The following is a 26,123-nucleotide window of genomic DNA, read 5'->3' on the forward strand; positions in this document are numbered from 1 at the left end:
CTCGACACCCGCCTCGATACGCCGCCTATCTCATTCCGTCATCACCCAGTTTCCCGCATAGCTCGTCTGCTGGGTTGAGCTGGCCGCTTCCGGAGGGAATGACCGATGAAGACCTGGAGCTTTTGCTTTTCCCGGCCCCACGACCAGCGTCTCAGAGCCCGCAGCGGCCGGTGCCCGACTGGAGCTACATCGATAAAGAGCTCCGCCGGCGCAACGTAACCCGTCGCCTGCTCTGGGAGGAGTATCGCGCCGTTAATCCCGACGGTTTCGGGTACACGTGGTTCTGCACTACCTACGAGGCCTGGAAGGGGCGGGTCCGACCTTCGATGCGGCAGATTCATCTGGGCGGCGAGAAGGTGTTCGTGGATTTCGCCGGCGACACCATCGACATCGTCGATCCCCTGACCGGGGAAGTGCAGCCGATGAAGCTGTTCGTCGCGGCGATGGGCGCTTCGAACTACACCTACGCCGAGGCCTGCCCCAGCGAGAGCTTGGCCGACTGGATCCGGGCCCACGTCAACTTGTTCACGTTTTTGAGCGGAACGGCGACGTTCGTGGTCTGCGACAACCTCAAAGCCGCCGTCAGCAACCCCGACCGCTACGATCCCGGCCTCAATCGCACTTATGCCGAGATGGCGAGCCATTACGGCACGGCCATTCTCGCCGCACGGCCGCGGCGCCCAAAAGACAAGGCGAAGGTCGAGGTCGCGGTGCAAATCGCCCAGCGCTGGATTCTGGCCCGGCTGCGCAATCAGCGCTTCTTTTCCCGGGCCGAGCTCAACGCCGCCATCAAGACACTCGTCGACGAACTCAATGCTCGTCAAATGCGTGGCTTCGGCTCAAGCCGCGCCGAACTGTTTGCCGAACTCGACAAACCCAAGCTAACCCCGCTGCCAGATCAGCCTTATGCCTTCGCACGCTGGAAGCGCTGCCGCCTCGCTCCCGATTATCATGTCGAGGTCGACGGCCATTGGTACTCCGCGCCGTATCGTCTGATTGGCGAGCTGGTCGATGCCCGTATCGACGATCGGACGGTCGAGATCTTCCACAAGGGCCAGCGGATCGCCAGCCATGCCCGCGCGCCCAACCGACGCGGACACACCACCATCGCCGACCACATGCCCAGCGCCCATCGCCGCTACGGCGAATAGACCCCCGCCGCGGTGATCGCCGCCGGCGAGCGGATCGGTCCTTCGACAGCAGCGTTTTTCCAGGCCGTGATCGACGCCCGGCCCCATCCAGAACAAGGCTTTCGAACCTGCCTTGGCATTCTGGCGCTCGTCAAAAGCTACGGCGCCGACTGACCGGAATGGCCAAGGCCTTCGAGGAGCAGCGCCGATCGCCCGATCTCGAAGCCCTGCCGTTCGAAGATCGCATCGGCCTGTTGGTCGACCGCGAAGCCGCCGAACGCGACACCAGGCGGCTCACCACGCGCCTCAAGATCGCCGCACTGCGCCAGACTGCTTGCGTCGAGGACGTCGATCTGCGCACCCCGCGGGGCATCGACCGCGCCGTTTTCGCCAAACTCGTCGAAGGTCGCTGGATCGATCGCCACGAGAATTTGCTCGTCACCGGGGCAACCGGCCTGGGCAAAAGTTGGTTAGCCTGCGCGCTCGGCCACAAGGCCTGCCGCGACAACCGATCAGTCCTCTATCATCGCGTTCCAAGGCTGTTCGAGGCGCTCGCGCGCGGAGACGGACGCTACGCCCGGCTCCTCAAAAGCCTCGGCCGCGCTCAGCTTCTGATTTTGGATGATTGGGGACTATCGGTGCTCACCGCCGCGGAACGCCGCGATCTGCTCGAAATCCTCGAGGACCGACATGGCCGCGCATCCACCATCGTCACAAGTCAGCTCCCCGTGGACACCTGGCATGGAGCCATTGGGGACCCCACGGTCGCCGACGCCATTCTCGATCGCCTCGTCCACAACGCCCACCGCCTCCAGCTCACCGGAGAAAGCATGCGAAAACGCAGCGCCAAAACCATCACCCTTGACGGCCAACCAGAACACTGACTCTATCTCCCATCGGCCGTAGCGGGCTGCTCACGATCGTCTGAATTCAGTGCTCACGATCGCGCGAAATCGATGCTCACGATCCGTGAAATCCGCAGATGCTCCCGGTGCGGGTCTATCGAGGGCTGTAAAGGGTGGTTTGTTGCTGATCGCCAGCATGCCAGATCGAAGCCCTGGTTCATATTTTGAAAGTGAGAACGGATGGATTTCCCCTCGACCAAGCGGGTGCGTGAACAATCGGACAGCACGGGCCCGCAAGAGAGCTCACCCGCGGCTCCGTCCGCAGCCGCAGCGACCTTTGAGCGGCAATTGAGCGAGATCGGCAGTTCAGGTGAAGGAGCAATGCCGGCCGCCTCGACGCCGCAGCCGGCTCAGTCAAAAGGGATTCTGAGAAGGCTCAGCAAAAGCCCCCTTTATTCCCAGGATGCTCCCCTTATTTTGGGGCTTGAGAAGGCCCTCATCAAGGGCGGGGCCGCCAAAGGCACCGCACGAAATAATCTATATTCTCTTCGCAGCTTTGGCCAGTGGCTCTTCGCAAATAACAAAGATCCCATTGCTGCTCGGCTCGACGACGAAGAGTCGCTGACCGTTGATGCGCGCGTGTTCGAAAAGCGTCCCGCGACACTCCTTAGGGCAATAGACCATCTCAGGACCTCGCGGTCGACGGGCGGAATCGTGCCGATCGCAGGCCGCACTGAGTTGCATCCTTATCCCCAGGACGCAGCTCTGATCGAAGGGTACAAAAACGACGCAGCGACAGATACCGGCAAGAAGGATGCAAGCAAGAATGCAACTGCTCTTCGCAGTTTCAGCGACTACCTGCGTGAAAACAGCAAGAAGGGCATTGCTGCTCGTCTTTCAGACGAGGCGTTGGATGGAGATGTCAAGAGCTATAAGAGGGCCCCCGGTGCTGATTCAAGGATCGGTGCCGCTCTGGCTCATCTCCGAAAATCGCAGGCGGGCGCTAAGGCGATGGAGCTCGAGCGCCATATTGATTCCGAAGACGCGGCCCTGAAGGAGTCGAGGCAGGTCGGCGACGCTGCTGCGCAGCACAGTTCGTTGCAGAAAGCTGGCAGTTGGCCAGAGGAATTGCTTCCTGCGGAAGGCCATGATCAGAATTTGCTTTTGGGTCCGATGGACGAACCCGGCCCGCCGTCCTCGGCGCCGCAACCGGCTCAGTCAACTGGGGTTGCGATAGGGCACAAGAAGCGGCCTCTTCATTCCGAGGATGTTCCCCTTATTGCGGGGTTTGAGGAGGCCCTCCGGAATGGGAGCGCCGCCGAACGCACCGTCCGAAACTATCTATCTTCTCTTCGCAGCTTTGGCCAGAGGCTCTACGCAAATAACAAAAAGAGCATTTTTGCTCGGCTCGACGACGAAGAGTCACTGACCGCTGATGCGCGCGAGTTGTTCGAAAAGCGTCCCGCGACACTCCTTAGGGCAATAGACCATCTCAGGACCTCGCGGTTGACGGGCGGAATCGTGCCGATCGCAGGCCGCACTGAGTTGCATCCTTATCCCCAGGACGCAGCTCTCATCGAAGAGTACAAAAACGAAGCAGCGACAGATACCGGCAAGAAGGAAGAAGCCAGGAAGGATGCAACGGCTCTTCGCAGTTTCAGTGACTACCTGCGTGAAAACAACAAGAAGGGCATTGCTGGTCGGCTTTCAGGCAAGGCGCTGGATGGAGATGTCAAGAGCTATAAGAAGGACGCCGGTGCTGATTCGAGGATCGGTGCCGCTCTGGCTCATCTCCGAAAATCACAGGCGGGCCCTAAAGCGATGGAGCTCGAGCGCCATATTGATCCCGAAGACGCGGCCCTGATGGAGTCGAGACAGGTCGGCGACGCCGCTGCGCAGCACAGTGCGTGGCAGAAAGCTGGCAGTTGGCCAGAGGAATTGCTTCCTGCGGAAGGCCACGATCAGGATTTGGGCCGGATGGACGAACCCGGCCCGTCGTCCTCGGCGCCGCAGCCGGCTCAGTCAACTGGAATTTTGATAGGGCACGACAAGCAGCCTCTTCATACCGAGGATGCTCCCCTTATTTCGGGGCTTGAGGAGGCCCTCCGTAATGGGAACGCCGCCGAACGCACTGCCAGGGGCTATGTACGTACTCTTCTCAGCTTTGGCCACTGGCTCTTCGCAAATAACAAAGATCCCATTGCTGCTCGGCTCGACGACGAAAAGTCACTGACCGCTGATGCGCGCGAGTTCATCGGAAAGGGTAATCCCTTAAGGCTTCTTGCGGCGATAGTTCATCTCCGAACCTCGCAGTCGACGGGCGGAGTCGTGCGGATCGCAGGCCGCACTGAGTTGCATCCTTATCCCCAGGACGCGGCTCTCATCGAAGAGTACAAAAACGAAGCAGCGACAGATACCGGCAAGAAGGATGCAAGCAGGAAGGATGCAACTGCTCTTCGCAGTTTCAGCGACTACCTGCGTGACAACAACAGGCCGGGCATTGCTGCTGGGCTCGGCACGTCGTTTGATGGAGATGTCGAGAGCTATAGGAAGGTCGCCGGTGCTGATTTCAGGATTGGTGCCGCACTGGGTCGTCTCCGAAAATCGCAGGCCGGCGCTGAGGCGATGGAGCACGAGCGCCATATTGATCCCGAAGAGGCGGCCCTGAGGGAGTCGAGGCGGGTCGGCGACGCCGCTGCGCAGCACATTGCGTCGCAGAAGGGTGGCAGTTGGCCAGAGGAATTGCTTCCTGCGGAAGGCCATGATCAGGATTTGCTTTTGGGGCTGATGGATGAACCCGGCGCGTCGTCCTCGGCGCCGCAGTCAACTTGGATTGTGATAGGGAAGAGGAAGCAGCCTCTTTATTCCGTGGATGCTCCCCTTATTTCGGGGCTTGAGAGGGCCCTCATCAAGGGCGGGTTCAGCAAATCCGCTGCCGAGCAGCACGGAGGTTCTCTTCGTAGCTTTAGCCGTTGGCTTTTCGCAAAAGAAAAACCGAGCATTCGTGATCGGCTCGACAATAAGTCGCTGACCGATGGCGGTGAGGTGCTCGAGTTCACCGGAGAGGGTAATCCAAAGACACTCGTTCAGGCAATCGACTATCTCCGGACCTTGCGGTCGACGGGCGAAGTGCCGATCTCACGACGCGCTAAGCTGAATCCTCACCCCCAGAACGTGGCCTTTATCAATCCCGAAGACACGGTACTGATGGAGCCGAGGCGCGTCGACGCCGCCGCTGCGCAGCACAGCGCGTCGCAGGAAACTGGCCGTCGGCCAGAGGAGCTTCCCGCGGAAGGCCGCGATCAGGATTTGCTTTTGGGGCTGATGGACGAACCCCGCTCGTCGTCATCTCTCGAGCCAGCCGCGCGCCATGACCAGGCACCGGATCCCGGAGAGCCCGACCGCCAGCAGTCCCCGGACGAGCCGATGGCTGCGCTTGCCAGGAGCAACCGCCTGCCAAGCGAGGAGGTCCTCATCAACGATGAGCATGACACAGCTGAGTTGAGGCCAGCGAAGAGGCAGAGGACCCTAAACAATCCGCAAGGCGTTGCCGGCGAGCGGCAGCTGAGCGAGATCGCCAATTCAGGCGGCCAGCCGACACCGGCGCCTACCCATCAACAGGGTACGTCGTCATGGGAGACGCAGCCGATGCTGCTGCGGAGCGGCTACGAAGATGTCACGGCGCCGCATGCGGTCGCGACGTACGTCGGGGGCGCCGCTGCGCAGCACAGCGCGCGGCAGCGAGCTGTCAGTCGGCCATTGGTCCTCCCGGAAGGTTACGATCAGGATCTGCGCTTAATGGTGGAAGACGGCCCATCGTGGCCCGAGGTTCCTCCTGAGCAGGCGCAGGACATAGTCCAAGCTGGGCAGGAACCTGCCCGGCCGACCGTGGAAGCAGCGCCAACGCACTCTGCCAGGGCTCGCTCAAATACCTACGGCGGTATTGAGGTGTCGTTTAATCCGAATTCGCCCGCATCATTTGAGTTGCGTGACAATGCTTGCAGCCCGGCGCCTGGCTTTCCGCCGCCGTTTGCCGGCCCGGTACCGGGGCATCACCAGGGCGCTCAACAGCTCGGCTCGCCGCAGGGGCTTTCTCCGGTGTCCGCCCACTCGGACGATGACGCTTTGGCGTGGTTGAGCGAGGAGCTTGCGCGGCAGATGCAAGAACCGGCATCACCATCAACTGCCAGGGCTCAGGATCTCTATCGTGGATTTAAGGCACTGCTTGATCCGGATGTGGCCGAGTTGGATGACAGTGCTCACTTTGCGCCAGCGCCTTCTGCCAGGGCTCGCTCAGACACCTACGGCGGTCTTGAGGTATCGTTTAATCCGAATTCGCCCACATCATTTGAGTTGCGCGACAATGCTTGGAGCCGGGCGCCTGGCTTTCCGCCGCCGTTTGCCGGCCCGGTACCGGGGCATCACCAGGGCGCTCGACAGCTCGGCTCGCCGCAGGGGCTTTCTCCGGTGTCCGCCCACTCGGACGATGACGCTTTGGCGTGGTTGAGCGAGGAGCTTGCGCGGCAGATGCAAGAACCGGCATCACCATCAACTGCCAGGGCTCAGGATCTCTATCGTGGGTTTGGGGCACTGCTTGATCCGGATGCGGCCGAGTTGGATGACAGTGCTCACTTTGCGCCAGCGCCTTCTGCCAGGGCTCGTTCAGACACCTACGACGGTCTTCCATTGGTTGATCTGACCGCGCCCGCACCGTCCCCATTGCGCGACGATATCGTGCGGCGGTTTCCGATCACCTCCTCCGATGCTCAGATCGGGGCGTTGAATCCGATAGCCTTGTCCCATAACCGCGGGCTGGTGCTCGAGGACACGGAATGGCTGGGCGACGAGCATATCCTCAGGGATTACCAGCTTCAGGAGCTGGATTTGCAGAGGAGCGATTCGGATCTCGCCGCCCGGACGCGGTTCGTAGATCCCCTCGAAGCGCTGCGGCTGCGCCTGGGCGCGGAGAGCGACGTGCTACGCGTATTCCATCGCATCGTCCATGATCGGCGTGATAACGATACAGCCGACTTCCTGTTGCTGCCAGTGAACGATGCCAGTGCTACGGACCGCGGCAGGCATTGGTCGCTGCTGTTCGTTGATCGCAGCAACCGGCAACGGCCTGTCGCCTATCACTACGATTCCTACGGGAGATACAACGAGACGCATGCAAGACAACTCGCAGAAAGGCTGAACCTCGCCCTGCAGCCCGCCGGCATGGCCCAGCAGCAGAACACTTGTGATTGCGGCGTCTTTGTCGTGGACGGCACGCGGGAGCTGGTTAGGCAATTGGCGCAAGGACGGGAGCCAGACCAGCTGAACCTCAGCAACGTCGTTGCCAATCGGCAGGCACTGCAAGCGCGACTCAGGGGTTGATGTCGCCGTGGGCGGACCCTCGCGGCGCTTCTCTTTGAGCTTGAATGACGGCTGGAAGAAGTTCACCAGCAGGCGCGCCGCGGCGTAGAGACGTGCCATCACGCGGGCCGTCTCGCCCCCGTCGAAGCGCCCGTATCCGACGAGCCGCCGGACCACCGACAGCGCGATGCGGTTGTCGGCAAGGGCGAGCGCGCGACGCTGCGCTTCGGAAAGACCGGTCAGCTGACCGGCGCCTCGAGGAGACCGAGCTTTCGCGCGGCCAGGTATCGGCCTTCGCCCGCGATGATCGTGCCATCGCTGTCGACGAGCAGCGGGTACCGTCAAGTTAACGAATTGGAGCGGCCGAGGGGTAGACGACCGGCATGCCGACCGCCCGGGACCCTCTTTATCGCCGCCATCGCTTCCCATCGGAAGTGATCAGCTATGCCGTTTGGTTGTATTTCCGGTTTCCCAGCGGCTCATGAAGAAGCTCTTGAAATCCGCCGGCACGCCGCCGCGCGTGATGATCACGGACAAGCGTTCGCACGGCGCTGCGAGGGCGAAGATGGGCTTTTTCGTCGAACATCGCCAGCACAGAGCTCTCAACAATCGGGCTGAGAATTCTCATCAGCCGACGCGGCAACGCGGCGGATCATGAAGCGTTTCAAATCGTCCCGTCAGGCTCAACGGTTTCTGTCACTTCACGTTCCAGGCATCGTAAGTGGATCCGTAATCCCCGGGAAATTGACGAAACCTCAGACTCTCTCCTCAGCAGAGGTGTATCCGCGCCTGCGCTTGGCGCGCTCCAGCCGTCCGAATGCTTCGCCCGCTTCAGCGCTGGCATCGAAAGTCTGCACCATCGTCTGGCCGGTCGTGCCGATCCGGCCCCAGTCGCGGATCAGCGAGACCCCGCCGAACAAGGTCGGTTGGATCGAAAGCAAGTAAAACCGCCGCATGTTGCGGGTGGTGTCGATGCGGCGAAGGTGAAGCGGCCCTAGCTTAAGGTTCGGCATGCATGGATTCTCGCTTCCTGTGGAAGCGAGGTCCAATGCTTTCTATGAATCGATCAGGGCCAAACGATTCATTCTCTCGCTACATCAATTGCACCAGGCGGGTGTCTTCGGACTGTGGCGATGATGTGGAGGCTCCACGGCCCGATTTGAACCCCACCGTCTCGCGGCAAAACCGAGACCGCAGTCTGAACTGATCGAGAAGCTCACTGAATCGCGCCGGAGCTCGGTCCAAGCATTGTCGATCCAGCAGCCTCAGCAAGGTTTGAAAGCTGACTAGGTGACATCGGTGCAGCCGTTGAGCGATCGACGGAGCAATTGCGGACGAACGGGAAATCGAAGTCCGGACACGGGTGAATTATGGAATGACACCCGGGCACTTCTTTGCCGGTGCTGCTGCAGAGAATCAAGCGCGCGATGTGGTCGGACATCGCCGACCTGCGTCTGGCAGCCCGACCAACCTTATGGGGTGTTGAAGAAGCGCGCGGCCTCTTAAAGGCCGCATTCTCTGTGGTAGGGCAGTATCTGAAAGCGCGTATGGCCGCGCAACCTGAGGCGAGAGGAGGATTCCGATGTTCGAGGCTAAAGACTATCGCGTGTGCTGCCATCACTTTGTCACCCCGACCGACCGCGCCGTCTACCCGGCGCAAGAGCCCTTACTAACCTACTCTGAGGCCCTCCGGCAGGTGCAGACCGAGCAGGCCAAGGGCTACATGGTGGCCTGGGTCATCGATCGCACCGGAGCAGGCGCCACCAATGAGATTGGTGGTTCGAACGCATCGGTTCGACGTTGATCGTAAGCGCAGCTCTGGCCCTTGGATTGGCGCTTGACGTCTGTTTTGATTACGGTGTGAGCCGGCACGGCTTCCACTTTTCCGACAACGTTGACGCTGGCCTCAAGCGCCTGCCTGTCGTCGAACCACTTTTTAGAGCTTGATCACATGATCGCAGCCGCGCCGAAGATCGAAGAGGCTGCAATGCCGTTTCCACGCCGAGTCACAAGCAGAAGAAACTCAACCAGGACTCGCGCTGGTCAGCGTCATCAGAAACTGTGCACGCTCGACAGGACGATCGAGCCAGTGCGTCGAGGTCTATTCCTGCATAGGAGGACGCGGCGAGGCGGCGGGAAAGTTGGAAGGTTGGGATCCAGCAAGGTCCCGATTCGCGCGCTGTACCTCGGCGGTCCCAAACACGAGGACGCAGAGAGGTCTGTTTTGGGCGCGGGATTTTGGCTGGGACACGAGCCCGTCAGAGCGTTGCCGCCGCCGCTCTGAAATGGTCGGGAAACCTTCCGATCGTGCGAGACTCTTATCTAACCTCACTTGTGATCCGCTCCCCTCGAGACTTTTGGAAGATATCCCAACTGCCGTTCCAGAGCAGCTAAGGTTCGACGGGCCGAATCCAATCTCGCAGTCGCCTCGACCAGGTCGGCCCATGTTTTATCCGACCGTGCAACCGCCGTGGAGCCGGTCTCAAACAGGTTGTTGTTGAGATGCGGGGCCGCTTCGCCTCGCAGGGCACGCTCCAAATCGAGCAGGGTGCTCGTCAGCGCTCGATGCGCGCACGCGTCCTCTCGTTCCAGGTTTTCCGCCACGTCGAGCGCCGCACGATAGTGTCGTATCGCTGCAACGACTCTGCTCTCGAGGTCGGGCTCATCGCTCATCTGCTTTTCTCTCCACGAATCTTTGAGCAATTTGTGTCGGTCTGAACGAGCAAAAATTGTAAGCGGAGCTTTTCTCCCATTTGATTGACTGGTTTCGCTTCGGCTTTCGCTCTGCGATCCTTGGCTTGTCAGAGAGCCGAGAGGAGACTGAAGGCGATGGAACAATCGGGGGAGGAAGCCGAAGCTGATGGCTTTGTGGGGAAGCTTACGCGCCGGACGCGTTCTGGATGCCGGTTATGGTCTGCGGAGATCAAGGGGCGCGCTGTTTTCGAGAGCATGAAGCCCGACGCCCGGGTATGTGATGTCGCACGGCGTTATGGTGTGAAGGCCCAGCAGTTGACGACGTGGCGCAGATTGGCGCGTGCTGGCCGGCTCGCATTGGTCACGGACGACGCGGCGGATTTCGTGTCGATCGAGCTGAGCGATCCAGTGGCGTCAGGCAAGAGCGAGGGGCCCGTCGAGATTACGATTGGCAAGGTTTCGGTCCGCCTGGATGCGGACGTGTCGGCGGTGCGGATCGCGGAGATGGTGACTGCGATCGAGCGCGGCGCATGATCATTCCGGCGCAGGGACTGCGGATTGTGCTTGCTGTGCGTCCTGTTGACTTCCGGTGCGGGCACGACGCGCTGGCCGGTCTTGTGCAAAACACACTTGGGCTCGATCCGCATTCGGGCCTGATCGTGGTTTTTCGTTCGAAGCGCGCCGACCGGCTGAAGATTTTGCTATGGGACGGCACGGGCCTCGTTTTGGTCTACAAGCGCCTTGGCCGCGATGGTCGTTTCGAGTGGCCGCAGATCAGCGACGGCGTCATGCATCTGACGCGCGTGCAGTTCGAAGCGCTGTTTGAAGGGCTGAACTGGAAGCGAGTGGGCGAACGGATTGTCGCGACGCCAGCTGCGGCGAACTGACTCAGACCCGACAACCTGTTTCGCGCGGGGCTTTGGGATGATAGCTTGCGGATGTGCCGCCGTCCCCCATTGATCCCGCCCGTCTTGCAGCGCTGCCCGCCGATTTGCGCGCGCTCTTCCGCGCGCAGGAAGCGATGATTGAAGCCGAGCGTCGTCGCGCAGACGATGAATGCTCGGCGCGCCTTCATGTCGAGAGTGAACTGGCTGCGTCCAAAGAGAGCGTCGAACGCCTCGAACTGCTCGTGAAGGAGTACGAGCGCGCACGTTTCGGTAAACGCTCGGAGAAGTTCAATCCCGATCAGATGCAACTGGTTCTCGAGGACATCGAGATTGCCATCGCCGAAGTCCAGGAACGCCAGGACGATCGTGCGCGCCGCGCCGGCACGGCGCCGTCCAGCGGCCGGACCAGGCGCGCTGCCCGTGCCTTTCCCGCGCACCTGCCGCGCATCGAGCAGGTGATCGAACCCGAGAACCTCGAGTGTCCCTGCGGCTGCGGCCGGATGGTCCAGATCGGCGAGGATCGCTCCCGCCGTCTCGATGTCATGGCCGCCCAGTATCGTGTGATCGAGACGGTGCGACCGCGCTACGCCTGCGCAAAGGGCTGCACCGGTGTTGCTCAGGCGCCGGCGCCCGCCCATCTCGTGGAGGGTGGCATCCCCACCGAGGCGCTGCTGGCGCAGGTGGCGGTCGCCAAGTTCAGCGAGCACATGCCACTCTATCGTCAGTCGCAGGTTCTGGCTCGGCATGGCATCTTCATCGATCGCGCCGTTCTGGCAGACTGGATGGGAACGGTCGCCTTCCACCTCGCGCCGCTGGTCGAGCGCATGAGCGTCGTGATGAAGCAATCGGGCCGCTTGTTCATAGACGAGACCAGGGCGCCTGTGCTCGATCCGGGCCGGGGCCGAACGAAGACCGGCTATCTGTGGGCTGTCCTGCGCGACGATCGCGGCCACGGCGGCGCTGATCCACCAATCGTGGTCTACCACTACGCGCCAGGACGCGGTGGTGACCATGCTGAGCGCATCCTCGAGGGCTTCGACGGCATCCTTCAGGTCGACGGATACCAGGGCTATCATCGGCTCGCACGGCCCAAGCGCAAAGGCGGCGTGCCGCTGCGGCTGGCCGCATGTTGGTCCCACTCAAGGCGCAAGATCATCGCAGCGACTCCGAAAGCCGGCTCACCCATCGCCGAAGCCGTTCTCGCGCGCATCGCCGCACTCTATGCGATCGAGAAGGAGATCCGTGGCGCCGACGCCCCGGCTCGGCAAACGACCCGTAACGAGCGATCACGGCCGCTCGTCGCTGAACTCGAGAGGTTTCTGCGCGAGCAAGCCGCTCGCCTGTCGCCGGGCAGCGAGATGGGCAAGGCGATCGCCTATCTCCTGAACCATTGGGATGGCCTCACCTTGTTTCTCGACGATGGTTGCGTTGAGATGGACACCAATCCCGTCGAAAATCAAATCAGGCCGCTGACTCTGACGCGTAAAAATAGTTCATTTGCTGGTCACGACGAAGGTGGTCGTTCATGGGCGCGCATAGCTTCGCTCATCGCCACCTGCAAAATCAACAGCGTGGAGCCCTACGTCTGGATCAAAAATTAGGCGGCTTACAGGTGGCGGGCGAGATGATGCGCCGGCTCGTACGACGAGCCGAGCATCGAGCCCGGTATGCCGTCGTTGCTGGATGCGCTCCGTCTCGGCTTTCCGTTCCCAGACAATACTGCCCTTCCACGTACGCCCTTTCTTTCTCTGCCTGGGAACCAGCCGGTCGTTTGTATGCCGCCCACGTCTTTCTCATCGCCGCGTTCGCGATAATCAGCGACGCCGACCAGCGTCTCTCCGATAGAACCTGTTTTCGCCGACGCAGGCGCGCATGTCGGTGCGCCGGAACCAGATGGCGCGTCCGCATCGCAGCGGTGGATTGCCCGCAATAAAGATGACCTGCTCGTCGGTTCGCATGCGCAAGACATCATGCGGCAGCATCAGCGGCCGGCGCGCGAGCTGCTTGGACCGCGTCCGGGAGGAACCCGACGTCTGCGAGGACAGGCTCAGCTGATCGACCTCGACCGTCGTGTCGCCGCAGCGCTTGGAGATGTAGTCCGCCGTCTCGGGGTCGTTGATCGCCGAGAAGGAGATCCAGGATGCGCTTTCGAACCACTTGCTGGTGGCATCGCGGCCGCCATAGGCCTCGCGCATCTGGCCGATTGACTGGTAGAGCATCAAGAGGGTGATGCCGTATTTGCGCCCCGCATCACGCGCGGTTTCGAGAATGCGTAAGTAGCCGAGACGCGCGACCTCATCGAGTAGGAACAGGGTCCGGCCGGTCACTTCGCCATTGCGATTGTAGATGGCGTTGAGCAGCGAGCCGATGATGACGCGGGCGAGGCCGGCATGGTTCTCCAGGGTCTTCAGGTCGAGATTGATGAAGACGTCCGTCCGGCCCTCCGCGAGCTCGGCCGTCGTGAAGCTCGATCCGGACACCAGGGCGGCATAGTTGCCATAGGAGAGCCAGTGGGTTTCCTTCACCGCATTGGCGTAGACGCCGCTGAAGGTCTCTGGCGTCATGGCGATGAAGGGCGCGACATTCTCCTTCACGAATCCGGACTCGGAGTTGTCGTAAATCGTCTGAAGCCGCTGGCGCAACTTCGGCTCCGGCTCCGACAGGTTGGCGCGGACCTGGCGGAGGTGCTGATCCTTCTTTTCCGTATGACCGGACAAACAGACATCGGCGATCAACGCCGTCAGCAGTTGCAGCGCCGAGGCCCGAAAGAAGTCATCCCGCGCCGAGCCCTGGCGCGGATTGTCGGTCATGATGAACATCCCTCGTTTTGAAAAGGAAACCTCATGTCTGAAAGTCGAAAGCCCACGCACGATGCCTTCGCTGTGGCCGGTGACGGCCGAAATTCTACATGGACGCGGATCGGCGCCGCTTGGCCGAACGATGACGGCAAGGGTTTCAATATCGTGATCGCGCCCGGCTTGGCCGTTTTGGGTAAAATCGTGCTGCGCGAACCGAAGCCCCAGGCCGACCAGGAGCCTGACTAGTACCCACTTTTCTTGGAACGTGAGTCGTGATTCAAGGTCGGGATGATACCCGAAGCAAGAGAAGTCCACCTTTCGAGGAAAGATCGCAAGGTGCTTGAGGCGTGCTGTCGCTCACCGGTGACGTTGCAGCGCGATTTGAAGCGGGCGCGGATAGTTCTGTTGGCGGCGGATGGGCGCAGCACCCGGTCGATCGCCAAGGAAGTTGGGGTCCAGCCGCGGATTGTCAGCCTTTGGCGGCATCGCTATGCCGACCATGGTCTTGAAGGGCTGCAAGACAAGCCGCGGCCTGGCAAGCAGCCGATCTATACGAAGACGACCGACAAGCGGATTCTGAAGCTGCTGGATAAGCCGCCACCGCAAGGGTTTGCGCGCTGGACCGGCCCCCTGCTGGCCGAGGCGCTGGGCGATGTCGATGTCCAATATGTCTGGCGGTTCCTGCGCAGCCACAAGATTGACCTGGTGGCTCGCAAGTCCTGGTGCGAGAGCAACGACCCGAACTTTACGGCCAAAGCCGCCGATGTTGTCGGCCTCTATGTCGCGCCGCCGGCGAAGGCCATTGTGCTGTGCGTGGACGAGAAGCCCTCGATCCAGGCTTTGGAGCGAGCGCAGGGTTATCTGAAGTTGCCCAATGGCCGCGCCTTAACCGGCCAAAGCCACGATTACAAGCGGCATGGCACCACAACATTGTTTGCGGCGCTCGAAGTCGCCACCGGAAAGATCATCGCGACCCATTCAAAACGCCGGCGCCGCGTCGAGTTTCTCGATTTCATGAACAGCGTCACCGCGACTTTTCCGAACCGCAAGCTTCACGTCATCCTCGACAACCTCAACACCCATAAAAAGAACGAGGACTGGCTCAAGGCCCACCCCAACGTGCAATTTCATTTCACGCCGACAAGTGCGTCATGGCTCAATCAGGTCGAAGTATGGTTTTCCATCTTGCAGGGGCAGTCGCTCAGCGGCACCTCCTTCACGAGCCTCAAGCAGCTTCAGGAACACATCGATGCCTACGTCAACGCATACAACGACAGAGCCGAGCCCTTCGTCTGGACCAAGAAAAAGGTCCGTCAACGCCGTTTCAAAGGCCGCCGTATCACTCAGCTCTGATTCCGGGTACTAGATTCGATAACCTGTTTTGTTGAGTAGCGTGATGGTCAAGGTTGCCAAGCCCCGAGCCATGGCTCGATCGCGTCCTCGGCGGGCTTGAACACCGGGATGTGGTAGTTCGAGCGCATTGATGTGACGCGCTCGCGGGTCCAGCGATTGCCGTTGCCGGTCTTGAGGCCGTTGCGATTGAGGAGGCCGGCAATCAGATCGTCGCTGGCGATCAGCACCAGTTGACGCACGGCCTGGACGATATCGGCAGAGGTGCTGTTGCGCTGTCCGCGCCGGCGCTTCGGCAAGCGCAACTCGCTGTGGGCGCCCCCCACCCAATGGACGATGAGAACGATCTCCGAGGCCGCGTCGTCGATATCGGCCACGACCTCATGGATGAGGGTGCGCACAATGCGCTTCTTGAGGCGAGCATCCGTCGTCGGCGCATCCCAGACCGTTTTGAGGTTCGAGGCCAGAACGCCGAGCGAGACTGGATCGGCAAGGGGTGCGGGCGTGGCCGCATCATGCATGGCGATCTTGGCCTCAACCTCCGCCGCGTGAGCGAGCGCCCTGTTCCAGCGCGCTTCCAGCTCACTGGCCACCAGCCGGTTCGCGGGATCAGCGGCATCGTATTGCCGGAAAGCCCTGTCGGCGGCATAGCGCGCCGCTTCGAGGTCGCGACTGAGAGCATCGCGTACCTGATCGCGCCGTTCCCTGGCTCCCTTGGCGGCAGCGGTTGCGGCGGCGACAGCGCCCGGACCGACGACTCCAAGCAGCGATTCTTCGATGGCGTCATCGACGCGCAGTCCGCCGAAGGCGATGCAGTGGGCCCAGCCATTATCCATCCAGGCACGGTTGCAGCTGTAGCGCGGGATATGGTTCTCCATGCCGGAGTACCGGAGTGTGAGCTTGCGACCGCAGCGCTTGCAGCGGATCAGACCGGCCAGCAACGCGTCACCATGGTTGGGCGCGCCGTGATGCCGACTGGTGGGAACATTGCTGCTGACCATGGTGCGAATCGCCTCGAACTTCTCCCAGCTCACATACCCTTCGTGAGTGTTGGGCTTCAGCGTCAGCCATTCGTTCCGCGCCTTGCGGCGGATCTTCAGGCTCACGCCAGCGGTGCTGTATCCCGCCGCCACAGCTGTCTTACCATAGGCATAGGCGCCGCCGTAGACCGGGTTCTCAATGATCCGGTGGATGGCAGAGTAGTTTGGTCGCCGCCAGGCCGTGTCGCCGTTGGTCTGCTTCACCGGCAGATCGAGATTGTACTCATGGAGCCAGCAGAGCGCCTGTCGCGCGCTGCCCAGTTCCTCGACCTTGTCGAACACCAGCTTGATCGCCTCCTGGACACGCCGATCCGGGTCTTTCTCATAACGGTCGCCGGCCTTCACGAAGCCGACGGGCGCTGTCACAACCAACTCGCCCCGGCGCGCCTTCTCGTAGCGGGCCGAGAGCGAGCGCTGGCGCAACAGATCCAGCTCGTACTCGTTGAGGCTGCCCTTGAGCCCGAGCAGCAGGCGGTCGTTGCCGTGCCTTGGCGCATAGATGGTCTCTTGATCGACCAGAACGGTATCGACCACGCGGCACATCTCGATGAGTTGCTGCCAATCCCGGCTGTTGCGGGCGAAGCGCGAGACCTCGCGGGCGCAAACCGCACCAACCCTGCCGAGGCAAACCTCCGCCACCATTCGCTCGAATCCGGCGCGTTGTATGCCGCCGGCGGCTGAACGACCATCTGACGACGGACAATCACGGACAAGCTCCGTTCGTACGGCGCTTCGAGGGCGAAGATGGGCTTTCACGTCGAACATCGCCAGCACAAAGCTCTCAACAATTGGGCCGAGAATTCTCATCAGCCGACGCGGCGGCGCGAGCGGATCATGGAGCGTTTCAAATCGTCCCGTCAGGCTCAACGGTTTCTGTCAGTTCACGATCAGGTCGCGAACCTTTTCCACATCCCCTATTCTGGAGCCGTCACTGCCGACTTCCGTCGTGCTTCGCGCGGGCGAGCCTTTGCGACTTGGCGCGAGATCTCCGCGACAAGCGCTATCGCCGAATCTCGAACCTTTGAGAAGCGCCTCCTTCGGCTCGCGGTCGATTAAGTTGACGATGCCCCGCTGCCTCCAGCAGCACGCCAGGCGCGATGGAATTGCACCCCACGGTGATCCGGGTTTTCCTGTGAATCGGGGAGAAGCGCCCTACGTCAGCTACTCGTCAGCCAGCCAGTCTATGCAGACTGGCTGCGCACTCTCGACTTTATCGGAGGTGGAATATGACAGGCATTGGCCGAGCTGGTAAATCGCACGTTGGGCCCGCAGGAGCCGACAGCGCATGGGGATCGAGTAGTTCGAGCCCGGAGCTCGGTCCCGCCCCCGGGGAGGGCGGGCAATCTTTCGACTCTGTCGTGGAGCGGATGCGCTCCGGGCCTCGAGATGGAACGGCTCCGCTCGTGAGCCTGCCACCAGCTTCGGCGGTGGCAGTCCAGATTTCCTCAAGTGGCGACGGAATCAAGGCAGCGAAGCAAAAAATGCGCAGCCTGCTTGCGGGGCTTGATGCTTCTAAAAATGCAGCCACACGAGCCCAGAACCCGAACCCGTCGGAGGCGCAAGAGCTGATCGATCAAGTCGTCAAGGCAGGCTCGGAAGTTCTGGGCTATTACGCGAGCCTCCCCCCGGACATGGCGCGCGGGCTTCTTTCCGACGGTCGGGCTCGCCGACTCCGCGAGGAAACTATCGCTGCGGGAAACGAATGCGACATCGTGGCCACCTGGATTATCGGCGACCTGGAGAAGAGCAGGAAGAAAGCAACAGCCTTGCTCAAGAATATGCGAGTTGCCAACGCTCAGCCTGACCAGCTGAGCCGAGCGGTATCCAGCGTGGCGAAGCACTACGAGGCCTGCATGGAGGGGTGGGGAAAGAAGGCATTGCGCATGGAACGGATGCAGTCCGTCTGCGCGGCCACCGCCAACTTGCCGAGCACCACGCCCGAGATGCGGCAGGCCGAAGAGGCCGCACTACGCCTGCAGACCGGCTGGGCACTTTATACGAAGTGCGTGTATCTGCAATCGCAGGTTGCTCTTGCTCAGCTTCTAATTGAGTCGCGGGCGAGCACGTTCGAACCAGCTGTAAGCGACGCCCTCATGGGTGAGGATGGGCGGGTGCGTCTGCTCGGGACCTTTATCGAGGATGTTTTTCCGGCATTTAACTCGGCGTCCGAAGCCGTTCTGAGCAGCAACGGAGCGGCACTCGACGCAGACCACTGCACCGTTCTGGAAGGAGTCATGGAGCGGCTTTCGGAATTTGCCTCAGGGGTGCACGGAATCGTTACCAGGCTAAGGGACGCCGGAACGGATGCCGACCTTCCATTAAAACTGTTGGGCCAGATCGCGGATGGTGCATGGGTCACCGCGGACGACGTCACGCGTCTTTTGGACGTGCAGCCAAAGACGCCCGCCGTGATTGAGCCGACGGCCCGGACTGCCGTAGTGGTTGAGGGGGGCGCGGCCCGCAGGGAGGGGAAGGGCAAGCGCGCACCGGCCGCAGGCGAGCGAAGTTCGGCGGCCGGGCCGCGCGAGCCGCAGCTCGCCACGCCCGACGCTGCCACGGCCCCGACAGTCAAGGTGATCGTACTCTCGGATCTGGGTACGAAGAAACTCGCGAGCGCGGAGGAGGCGGCACTCGCGAGGGCGTCATCGTCGGCGACCGGGCACCTGGAGATATTGCAGGCTCCGCCCTCCAGGAACGCACTGACCGGATTACTCAAGCGATTGGACGAACTTTTGCAGTTCGATCTGCCGGCTCAGCAAAGCGCGGTCTCGCAAGCGCGCCACGGGAAGCCCGAGGACGCCGATCACGCCGTGGATCTCGTCGTTAAGCGCCTGCAGACACAGGCCTCCGAGATTGAGGCCAGTGTAGCCGCGCTGGAGGAGCCTCGCCGACGTGTCCTACTCACGCCTGCGCAAGTGCCGGAAGTGCACGACAAAATAGCCCGGCTCAAGGCGATGTTGTCCGAGGTGCAGGGACAGGCAAACTCTTTCACGGCGCAAAAGGCGGTGATCACGATCGATTGCATGAAGACCTACGCGTTTCCGTCCCAGAAGTATCTTGAACAGTTGCGAGCGGCCGGGGAGTTGGCGGCTGTGAATTCACCGCGCGCCTTGAAGGATGATCCGGGGACACTGTTCGAGATCAAGCTGCAGCCCAAGGCCCTGCGCAATGGCGCGACGCCAAGCCCGATGTGGGTGCACATCCATACCAAGCGGCCGGTACATGCCAGGCAGTTGGCAACGCTGAGCGATGCCGGGTTCGCCGCTTGCCACGTGAAGTCCAATGACCAGCGCGGCTACAATCAGGACTGGCAGAGCGCTCGAGCTGCGACGGGGCGCGAGAACGTCGTGATCCACCGCGGCAAGCTCACGCCGGCGTTCTGTAGGTCCTTGTTGCGCACCGCAGCTGGCGGCCAGCCGTGGCATCCCCTTCCCGAGGCGGAGCACGCGTCGATGCAGTTCGCGCGCCTCGGGATGTAGTTACCTGGGTGTCCCGCGCCAGAGCGTCGCTGTGGTGACACGATCAAGTGGACCGTTTCTCACCGAGAGGAAATCCTCGATGAGCTCGAAGCCGGCGCGGGCTTCCTCGAACAGATCGACAACAGGGTCCGATTGAAATTCGATCGGGAGCGTCGTGACCCCAACTTCCTTTCGCTTGGCAGCTGAACCGTCAAATGCCGGCGATGTGTCGTCTCAAGTCCAGGCGCATGCGATCAGCGCTCCAGGCTCTTCATCTTCGAAAGTGAGTACACATGAAATTCGTCTCAATGAATCGGGGGGGGCAACAAACGGATAGCGTGGACGCGCAAGATGCCTCTCCAGCCGACTCGTCGGCAGAGGCGGCGGCCTTTCAGCGGCAGCTGAGCGAGGTCGCTGTCCTGTCCGCTCCCGTGCTCATGCAGGTCCGCGCCTATCAAGCGGATGCATCGCGATCTGAGGCGCGACCCATCGTGCGGGCGAGCGGGCAACCATATACGCCGGCTCCGCACGGTGAAGGCGGTGGAACGACGCTGAATGCGTCGGCGCTGCCGCTCGGCCATGCAAATTTGGTTTTCGCAGGAAGCGGCATGGATCCTGTTTATTCCGACGATGCGTCTCTTATTGAGGGGCTCGGGCCGGCACTCTTCAAGGCTGGGGCCACCGAGCGCACCGTCAGGCGCAATGTACGTTGTCTTCTCGGATTGGGGCATTGGCTCGTAAAGAACGGAAAGCCGGGCATTGCTGCCCGGCTTTCCGAAGAGTCGCTGGTCGAGGATGCCCTGGAGTTCGGCAAGCAGGAGGGGCAGGCCATCGCTACGCCACTGGTTCATCTTCGAGCCTCCCAATCGCCGGGCGGCATCGCGCCGATTGCAAGCCGGGTTGAGCTGAATCCCTATTCCCAAGATGCGGATCTCATCAAAGGGTACAAGGAAGATGCAGCGTCAGGCACCGCCAACACCGTCAGGAAGTATGCAACTCTTCTTATCGATTTCAGTGATTACCTCCGTGAGAACGATAAGCCCGGCATTGCTGCTCGACTTGGCGACGGCTCGCTGGATAATGATGTCAGCCAGTATAAGGAGGCGGACCCCCGTGGCCGCAGAAAAGCCGGGGCCGCACTGGCTCATCTCCTGAGGTCGCCGGCGGGTGCTAGAGCGATCGAGCTCCGGCCTCATATTCGCCCCGTTCCTGATTTCGAAGGCGCGGTTCGCGCTGAGCCGAGCCGGACCCGGGCCGCGACTGCACAGCACAGCTCGAGCGGAGCTATCAGCTGGCCGGAGACTCTGCCTGCGAACCAGCAGGATCTGCTTTTGGAGACGATGGACGGACCCAGCTCCTCGCCGCCTATCGAGACAATTGCGCACCATCAACAAGCAGCGGATGCAGGAGGGTCTTTTCGTGACTTGAACTTGCCCCGCGCCGACCATGGGGTTTCACCGCCGCATGGCCTGGCATTGGATGCTGCAGGGTCCCTGAACTGGCGCCACCATGACGACGAACTGACGGATAAACGTCACAGGAACCCGCTCGGGCCAGGCGAGCAGGTTCTCGTCATCAATGAGCATGATATAGGGGAGTTGAGATCAGCGAAGAGGCAGAAGACGCTAAGCAATCCGCAGGGCGTCGCCGTTGAGCGGCAGCTGATGCAGACGCCATCCCATCAACTGGCGGCGTCCCCATTGCAGATGCAGGCTCCGATGCTGTCGCAAAACGAGCTGATCGGCGAGCCGCTCCCAGGGGAAGACGCGGAGCTCTTGGCGAGGTTTCGTGTAGACGCCAAGCGGCGCAAGCTCACCCCAGGCGCCATCAATAACAGTGTTTCCGGGCTTGGGAGATTTGTTCGCTGGGTCAACGCAGAGCATGGGGGGTCCGTAGCTTCTCGGCTACGAAAAGGTACACCGCTGGATGAGGAAATTGCGGCGTACCGGAGATTGGGCCGTGACCCCCAGCACCGCATTACATCGGCCCTGGATGTTCTCCGGCGGCTCTTGCGTGGGGGTGAAGAAGCCGAAGCTCCCGAACCCCGCGTCCTCGGTGCCCCACGTCGCCTGGTTCCTCATCCAGAAGATGCGCCCCTCATCGAGGGCGCGCTGAGCCAAGCTCTGAAACATGTTAAAACTGCGAAGGATAAGGGGTCTGCGCAAAAGCGGGCGACACGTCTTCGCGCGCTGAGTGCGTGGCTTAAAGGGAATCGCAAAGGGAGCATCATCGGGCGACTTAACGGCTCTAGCAAGGAGCAGTTAACGCTGGACAACGATGTGCTGGCGTTCCAACGGACCGGAGGCGCAAGATACCGTCCCGATTTGTCGCATCTTCGCAGCTACTTAAAACTCATCGAGGCGAACCGAGAGCTGGGGCTGCCAGGCCCTGAGCAGCCGAGCTCGCCGGCCGCGTGGGGCGATCGGCATCCCGGCTCGGCGCAGGATCTTCCCTCAACGCCGGCAAGCCCAAGCGCGGGAGCTTGGGTTTGGTTGGGTGAACAGCTGCACGAACCAGCATCACCATCCAGGCCCCCGTCACATGCTAAGGGCAGGCTTGAGCCATCTGTTGATCTGAATGCGCCGACGCCGTCCGAGTTGCGCGACGATGCTCACTTTGCGCCGGCGCATCCTGCCAGGGCTCGTTCAGACACCTACGCTGGTCTTGAGCCATTTGTTGATTTGAATGCGCCGACGCCGTCCGAGTTGCGCGACGATGCTCACTTTGCGCCGGCGCATCCTGCCGGGGCTCGTTCAGACACCTACGCTGGTCTTGAGCCATTTGTTGATCTGAATGCGCCGACGCCGTCCGAGTTGCGCGACGATGCTCACTTTGCGCCGGCGCATCCTGCCAGGGCTCGTTCAGACACCTACGCTGGTCTTGAGCCATTTGTTGATCTGAATGCGCCGACGCCGTCCGAGTTGCGCGACGATGCTCACTTTGCGCCGGCGCATCCTGCCAGGGCTCGTTCAGACACCTACGCTGGTCTTGAGCCATTTGTTGATCTGAATGCGCCGACGCCGTCCGAGTTGCGCGACGATGCTCACTTTGCGCCGGCGCATCCTGCCAGGGCTCGTTCAGACACCTACGCTGGTCTTGAGCCATTTGTTGATCTGAATGCGCCGACGCCGTCCGAGTTGCGCGACGATGCTCATTTTGCGCCAGCGCATCCTGCCAGGGCTCGTTCAGACACCTACGCTGGTCTTGAGCCATTTGTTGATCTGAATGCGCCGACGCCGTCCGAGTTGCGCGACGATGCTCATTTTGCGCCAGCGCATCCTGCCAGGGCCCGTTCAGACACCTACGCTGGTCTTGAGCCATTTGTTGATCTGAATGCGCCGACGCCGTCCGAGTTGCGCGACGATGCTCATTTTGCGCCAGCGCATCCTGCCAGGGCTCGCTCAGACACCTACGCCGGTCTTGAGGCAGCGGTTAATCCGAATCCGCGCACACCATTCGAGTTGCGTGACAATGCTTGGGCCCCGGCGCCTGACTTTCGGCCGCTGTTTGCCGGGCCAGTACCGGGGCATCACCAGGGCGCTCGACAGCCCGGTTCGCCGCAGGGGCTTTCTCCGGCGCCAGCCTTCTCGGATGATGAAGCTTTGGCGTGGTTGCGCGAGGAGCTGGCGCGACGGCAGATGCAAGAACCGGCCTCACCATCAACCGGCAGGGCTCCCTCAGACATCTACGGCGGCCTTGAGTCATTGGTGCATCTGGATGCGCCCACGCCGTGGGAATTGCGCGACGATGCTCACTTTGCGCCGGCGCCCGCTGCCAGGGCGCGCTCGGACACCTACCGCGGTTTTCCATTGGTTGATCTGACTGCGCCCACGCCGTCCGAATCACGCGACGATGCTAATTCTGTACGGCCGTTTCCGATCACCTCCGCCAACGCTCAGATCGGGGCTTTAGATCCGACAGTCTCGTCTCACGGCCACGGGCTGGTGCTCGAGGACACGGAATGGCTGGGCGACGAGCATATCGACAGGGATTACCGGCTCCAGGAGCAGGATTTGCAGAGGAACGATCCGGATCTCGCCGCCCGGACGCGGTTCGTGAATCCCCTCATCGTCCTAAATTATCTGGGCTCTAACGACGATGGCGTCGTGCAAACCGAGTTCCAGCGCATCGTCCATGATGATGAATTTAATGATACAGCCGACTTCCTGTTCCTGCCCGTGATTAATGCCAACCCTGAAGATCCTAATAACCTCGGCAACCATTGGTCGCTGCTGTTCGTTGATCGCAGTGACCGGGGGCAGCCGGTCGCCTACCACTACGATTCCTACAGGGGACTCAACAAAAAGCATGCAGAGCATCTCGCAAGTAGGCTGCACCTCCGCCTGGAGCCAGCCGGCATGGCCCAGCAGCAGAACACTTATGATTGCGGCGTCTTTGTCGTGGACGGGACGCGGGCGCTGGTTAGGCAATTGGAGCAAGGAGGGCAGACAGTCCACCTGGACCAGCTCGTCGTCGATCGGCAGGCACTGCAAAACCGACTCAGGGGCTGATGTCGCCGTGGGCGAGATAGAGTTGGCTGTGAATCGACGCTGAACATTGACCCCCGTACGCGCGAAGTCAATCAAGTACTTGGGACGCCGATCGGCGTCCGGACCCCACACGATGACATAATTGCGGTCGGCGCCCGCGGGACGAAAGGTCCGCTATCTTCAAGCCTGCACGCAATCACACGAATCGGAGGGGCTATGAAGCAATATGTTGGGCTTGACGTCTCACAAAAGGAGAGAATCAGGAACAGCAGAAGCCCGTTCCCGAAGATCATACGTCCGTCAGCAAGGACGAGGAATCGGGCGCACGAGGGTTGCAGCGCGATTTGCAGGATCGGTTGCAGCCGGCGCACGACGAGCCGGTGAGCGAGCCCGTCAGCGATAGTGCTTCCCATCCCGAAGTACCTGCAGGCTCGCGCCGGTTCGCCGCCTGCTCAAGGTCGGCATTGGCCTTGCGATTGTGGCCGTCTTCGGATGGTTGCCGCTGAAGGCCGTGCTGCAGACCTCGAGCGTTGCGGCCGTGGTCAATGCCAGGATCGTGACGTTGCGCTCGCCGATTGACGGCACCGTGAGCGCGAAGCCGCCGCAAGGCTCGACGCAACTCAGCGTGGTCCATGAGGGCGACGCGATCCTTCATGTCGTCAACGCGCGTGGCGATCGCGTGCGGCTCGACGATCTTCGGCGGCAGATGTCCCGGATGGAAAATGAGCGCCCGAGTTTCGCCGCCAAGCTTGCGGCCGCCGAGACGGCGCAACAGGACCTCGCCCGCCAGGCGGCCCAGTTCCGCGACGGTCGCATCCTCCAGCTCCAGGCGCGCATTGCCGAAATCCAGTCGGCGATCGAGGCCGCGGCCGCGCGACGGGAGAAGGCAGTGGCCGCCGTCGAGCGGGCCTCGTCACTGATCAAATCGGGCAGCGTCTCGACGGTCGAAATGGCCCGCCTGACGCGCGAGCAGGCGATCGCCCAGCAGACTGCGGATTTCACGGATCGTGAGCATCGATTTCGCGCGATCGTGAGCACTGAATTCAGACGATCGTGAGCAGCCCGCTACGGCCGATGGGAGATAGAGTCAGTGTTCTGGTTGGCCGTCAAGGGTGATGGTTTTGGCGCTGCGTTTTCGCATGCTTTCTCCGGTGAGCTGGAGGCGGTGGGCGTTGTGGACGAGGCGATCGAGAATGGCGTCGGCGACCGTGGGGTCCCCAATGGCTCCATGCCAGGTGTCCACGGGGAGCTGACTTGTGACGATGGTGGATGCGCGGCCATGTCGGTCCTCGAGGATTTCGAGCAGATCGCGGCGTTCCGCGGCGGTGAGCACCGATAGTCCCCAATCATCCAAAATCAGAAGCTGAGCGCGGCCGAGGCTTTTGAGGAGCCGGGCGTAGCGTCCGTCTCCGCGCGCGAGCGCCTCGAACAGCCTTGGAACGCGATGATAGAGGACTGATCGGTTGTCGCGGCAGGCCTTGTGGCCGAGCGCGCAGGCTAACCAACTTTTGCCCAGGCCGGTTGCCCCGGTGACGAGCAAATTCTCGTGGCGATCGATCCAGCGACCTTCGACGAGTTTGGCGAAAACGGCGCGGTCGATGCCCCGCGGGGTGCGCAGATCGACGTCCTCGACGCAAGCAGTCTGGCGCAGTGCGGCGATCTTGAGGCGCGTGGTGAGCCGCCTGGTGTCGCGTTCGGCGGCTTCGCGGTCGACCAACAGGCCGATGCGATCTTCGAACGGCAGGGCTTCGAGATCGGGCGATCGGCGCTGCTCCTCGAAGGCCTTGGCCATTCCGGTCAGTCGGCGCCGTAGCTTTTGACGAGCGCCAGAATGCCAAGGCAGGTTCGAAAGCCTTGTTCTGGATGGGGCCGGGCGTCGATCACGGCCTGGAAAAACGCTGCTGTCGAAGGACCGATCCGCTCGCCGGCGGCGATCACCGCGGCGGGGGTCTATTCGCCGTAGCGGCGATGGGCGCTGGGCATGTGGTCGGCGATGGTGGTGTGTCCGCGTCGGTTGGGCGCGCGGGCATGGCTGGCGATCCGCTGGCCCTTGTGGAAGATCTCGACCGTCTATAG

14 protein-coding genes and 5 pseudogenes are annotated in these 26,123 nt (G+C 61.7%); 13 read left to right on the plus strand and 6 right to left on the minus strand.

The window, feature by feature from the left end; translation table 11 throughout:
- Nucleotides 1–65 precede the first annotated feature (65 nt).
- The 4 genes and pseudogenes from istA to AAFG50_RS36830 all read left to right on the plus strand — a co-directional run.
- Nucleotides 66–1,301 (plus strand): annotated as a pseudogene (istA, locus tag AAFG50_RS36815) (IS21-like element ISFK1 family transposase); the annotation flags it as partial.
- Between the two features lie 8 nt (nt 1,302–1,309).
- Complete coding sequence (gene istB, locus AAFG50_RS36820; protein WP_038952402.1) at nt 1,310–2,014, plus strand: IS21-like element ISFK1 family helper ATPase IstB; 705 nt, start codon at nt 1,310–1,312, stop codon at nt 2,012–2,014.
- Between the two features lie 201 nt (nt 2,015–2,215).
- On the plus strand, nt 2,216–7,351 hold the full coding sequence (locus AAFG50_RS36825) for a Ulp1 family isopeptidase (RefSeq protein ID WP_166466028.1): 5,136 nt from the start codon (nt 2,216–2,218) through the stop codon (nt 7,349–7,351).
- A gap of 362 nt (nt 7,352–7,713) precedes the next feature.
- Nucleotides 7,714–8,035 (plus strand): annotated as a pseudogene (locus tag AAFG50_RS36830) (DDE-type integrase/transposase/recombinase); the annotation flags it as partial.
- 50 nt (nt 8,036–8,085) lie between these two features.
- Here AAFG50_RS36830 and AAFG50_RS36835 read toward each other — a convergent pair.
- Nucleotides 8,086–8,343, minus strand: coding sequence for a WGR domain-containing protein (locus AAFG50_RS36835; protein WP_011084508.1), 258 nt, complete (start codon nt 8,341–8,343; stop codon nt 8,086–8,088).
- 569 nt (nt 8,344–8,912) lie between these two features.
- Here AAFG50_RS36835 and AAFG50_RS36840 point away from each other — a divergent pair.
- Nucleotides 8,913–9,134, plus strand: a complete 222-nt coding sequence (locus tag AAFG50_RS36840) for a hypothetical protein (RefSeq protein ID WP_014497999.1) — start codon at nt 8,913–8,915, stop codon at nt 9,132–9,134.
- A 524-nt stretch (nt 9,135–9,658) separates the two neighbouring features.
- Here AAFG50_RS36840 and AAFG50_RS36845 read toward each other — a convergent pair.
- Nucleotides 9,659–10,003: a hypothetical protein gene (locus tag AAFG50_RS36845; RefSeq protein WP_011084509.1), complete on the minus strand. Its 345-nt coding sequence runs from the start codon at nt 10,001–10,003 to the stop codon at nt 9,659–9,661.
- 156 nt (nt 10,004–10,159) lie between these two features.
- Between AAFG50_RS36845 and AAFG50_RS36850 the strand changes: the two genes are divergently transcribed.
- From AAFG50_RS36850 to AAFG50_RS36860, 3 genes are read left to right on the plus strand one after another with little or no spacing between them, the layout of a single operon-like run.
- On the plus strand, nt 10,160–10,558 hold the full coding sequence (locus AAFG50_RS36850; protein WP_231166592.1) for a transposase: 399 nt from the start codon (nt 10,160–10,162) through the stop codon (nt 10,556–10,558).
- Nucleotides 10,555–10,911, plus strand: coding sequence for an IS66 family insertion sequence element accessory protein TnpB (tnpB, locus tag AAFG50_RS36855; RefSeq protein ID WP_011090953.1), 357 nt, complete (start codon nt 10,555–10,557; stop codon nt 10,909–10,911). The genes AAFG50_RS36850 and tnpB overlap by 4 nt, the downstream gene beginning before the upstream one ends.
- 53 nt (nt 10,912–10,964) lie before the next feature.
- Nucleotides 10,965–12,512 (plus strand): IS66 family transposase, encoded by a 1,548-nt coding sequence (locus AAFG50_RS36860; protein ID WP_039156384.1) that lies wholly within the window; start codon nt 10,965–10,967, stop codon nt 12,510–12,512.
- 213 nt (nt 12,513–12,725) lie between these two features.
- Here AAFG50_RS36860 and AAFG50_RS36865 read toward each other — a convergent pair.
- A pseudogene (locus AAFG50_RS36865) lies at nt 12,726–13,727 on the minus strand (type IV secretory system conjugative DNA transfer family protein); the annotation flags it as partial.
- 270 nt (nt 13,728–13,997) lie between these two features.
- On the opposite strand from AAFG50_RS36865, the gene AAFG50_RS36870 reads away from it, so the two are divergent.
- On the plus strand, nt 13,998–15,062 hold the full coding sequence (locus tag AAFG50_RS36870; protein ID WP_011084514.1) for an IS630-like element ISRj1 family transposase: 1,065 nt from the start codon (nt 13,998–14,000) through the stop codon (nt 15,060–15,062).
- Nucleotides 15,063–15,109: 47 nt separating this feature from the next.
- Here AAFG50_RS36870 and AAFG50_RS36875 read toward each other — a convergent pair whose 3' ends face one another.
- Nucleotides 15,110–16,741, minus strand: a complete 1,632-nt coding sequence (locus AAFG50_RS36875; protein WP_014497996.1) for a recombinase family protein — start codon at nt 16,739–16,741, stop codon at nt 15,110–15,112.
- Between the two features lie 60 nt (nt 16,742–16,801).
- Here AAFG50_RS36875 and AAFG50_RS36880 point away from each other — a divergent pair.
- The 4 genes and pseudogenes from AAFG50_RS36880 to AAFG50_RS36895 form a co-directional block, all read left to right on the plus strand.
- Nucleotides 16,802–17,155 (plus strand): annotated as a pseudogene (locus tag AAFG50_RS36880) (DDE-type integrase/transposase/recombinase); the annotation flags it as partial.
- A 170-nt stretch (nt 17,156–17,325) separates the two neighbouring features.
- Nucleotides 17,326–19,578: a hypothetical protein gene (locus AAFG50_RS36885; protein WP_011084516.1), complete on the plus strand. Its 2,253-nt coding sequence runs from the start codon at nt 17,326–17,328 to the stop codon at nt 19,576–19,578.
- 272 nt (nt 19,579–19,850) lie between these two features.
- Entirely contained in the window at nt 19,851–24,068 is a 4,218-nt protein-coding gene (locus AAFG50_RS36890) for a Ulp1 family isopeptidase (protein ID WP_342714087.1), read from the plus strand.
- A gap of 457 nt (nt 24,069–24,525) precedes the next feature.
- Nucleotides 24,526–25,104, plus strand: a complete 579-nt coding sequence (locus AAFG50_RS36895; RefSeq protein ID WP_011084521.1) for a hypothetical protein — start codon at nt 24,526–24,528, stop codon at nt 25,102–25,104.
- A 30-nt stretch (nt 25,105–25,134) separates the two neighbouring features.
- Here AAFG50_RS36895 and istB (AAFG50_RS36900) read toward each other — a convergent pair whose 3' ends face one another.
- Nucleotides 25,135–25,839 (minus strand): IS21-like element ISFK1 family helper ATPase IstB, encoded by a 705-nt coding sequence (gene istB, locus AAFG50_RS36900; protein ID WP_038952402.1) that lies wholly within the window; start codon nt 25,837–25,839, stop codon nt 25,135–25,137.
- Between the two features lie 8 nt (nt 25,840–25,847).
- A pseudogene (locus AAFG50_RS36905) lies at nt 25,848–26,117 on the minus strand (IS21 family transposase); the annotation flags it as partial.
- Nucleotides 26,118–26,123 lie beyond the last annotated feature (6 nt).

The organism is Bradyrhizobium sp. B039, assembly GCF_038965675.1.
Lineage (GTDB): Bacteria > Pseudomonadota > Alphaproteobacteria > Rhizobiales > Xanthobacteraceae > Bradyrhizobium > Bradyrhizobium diazoefficiens.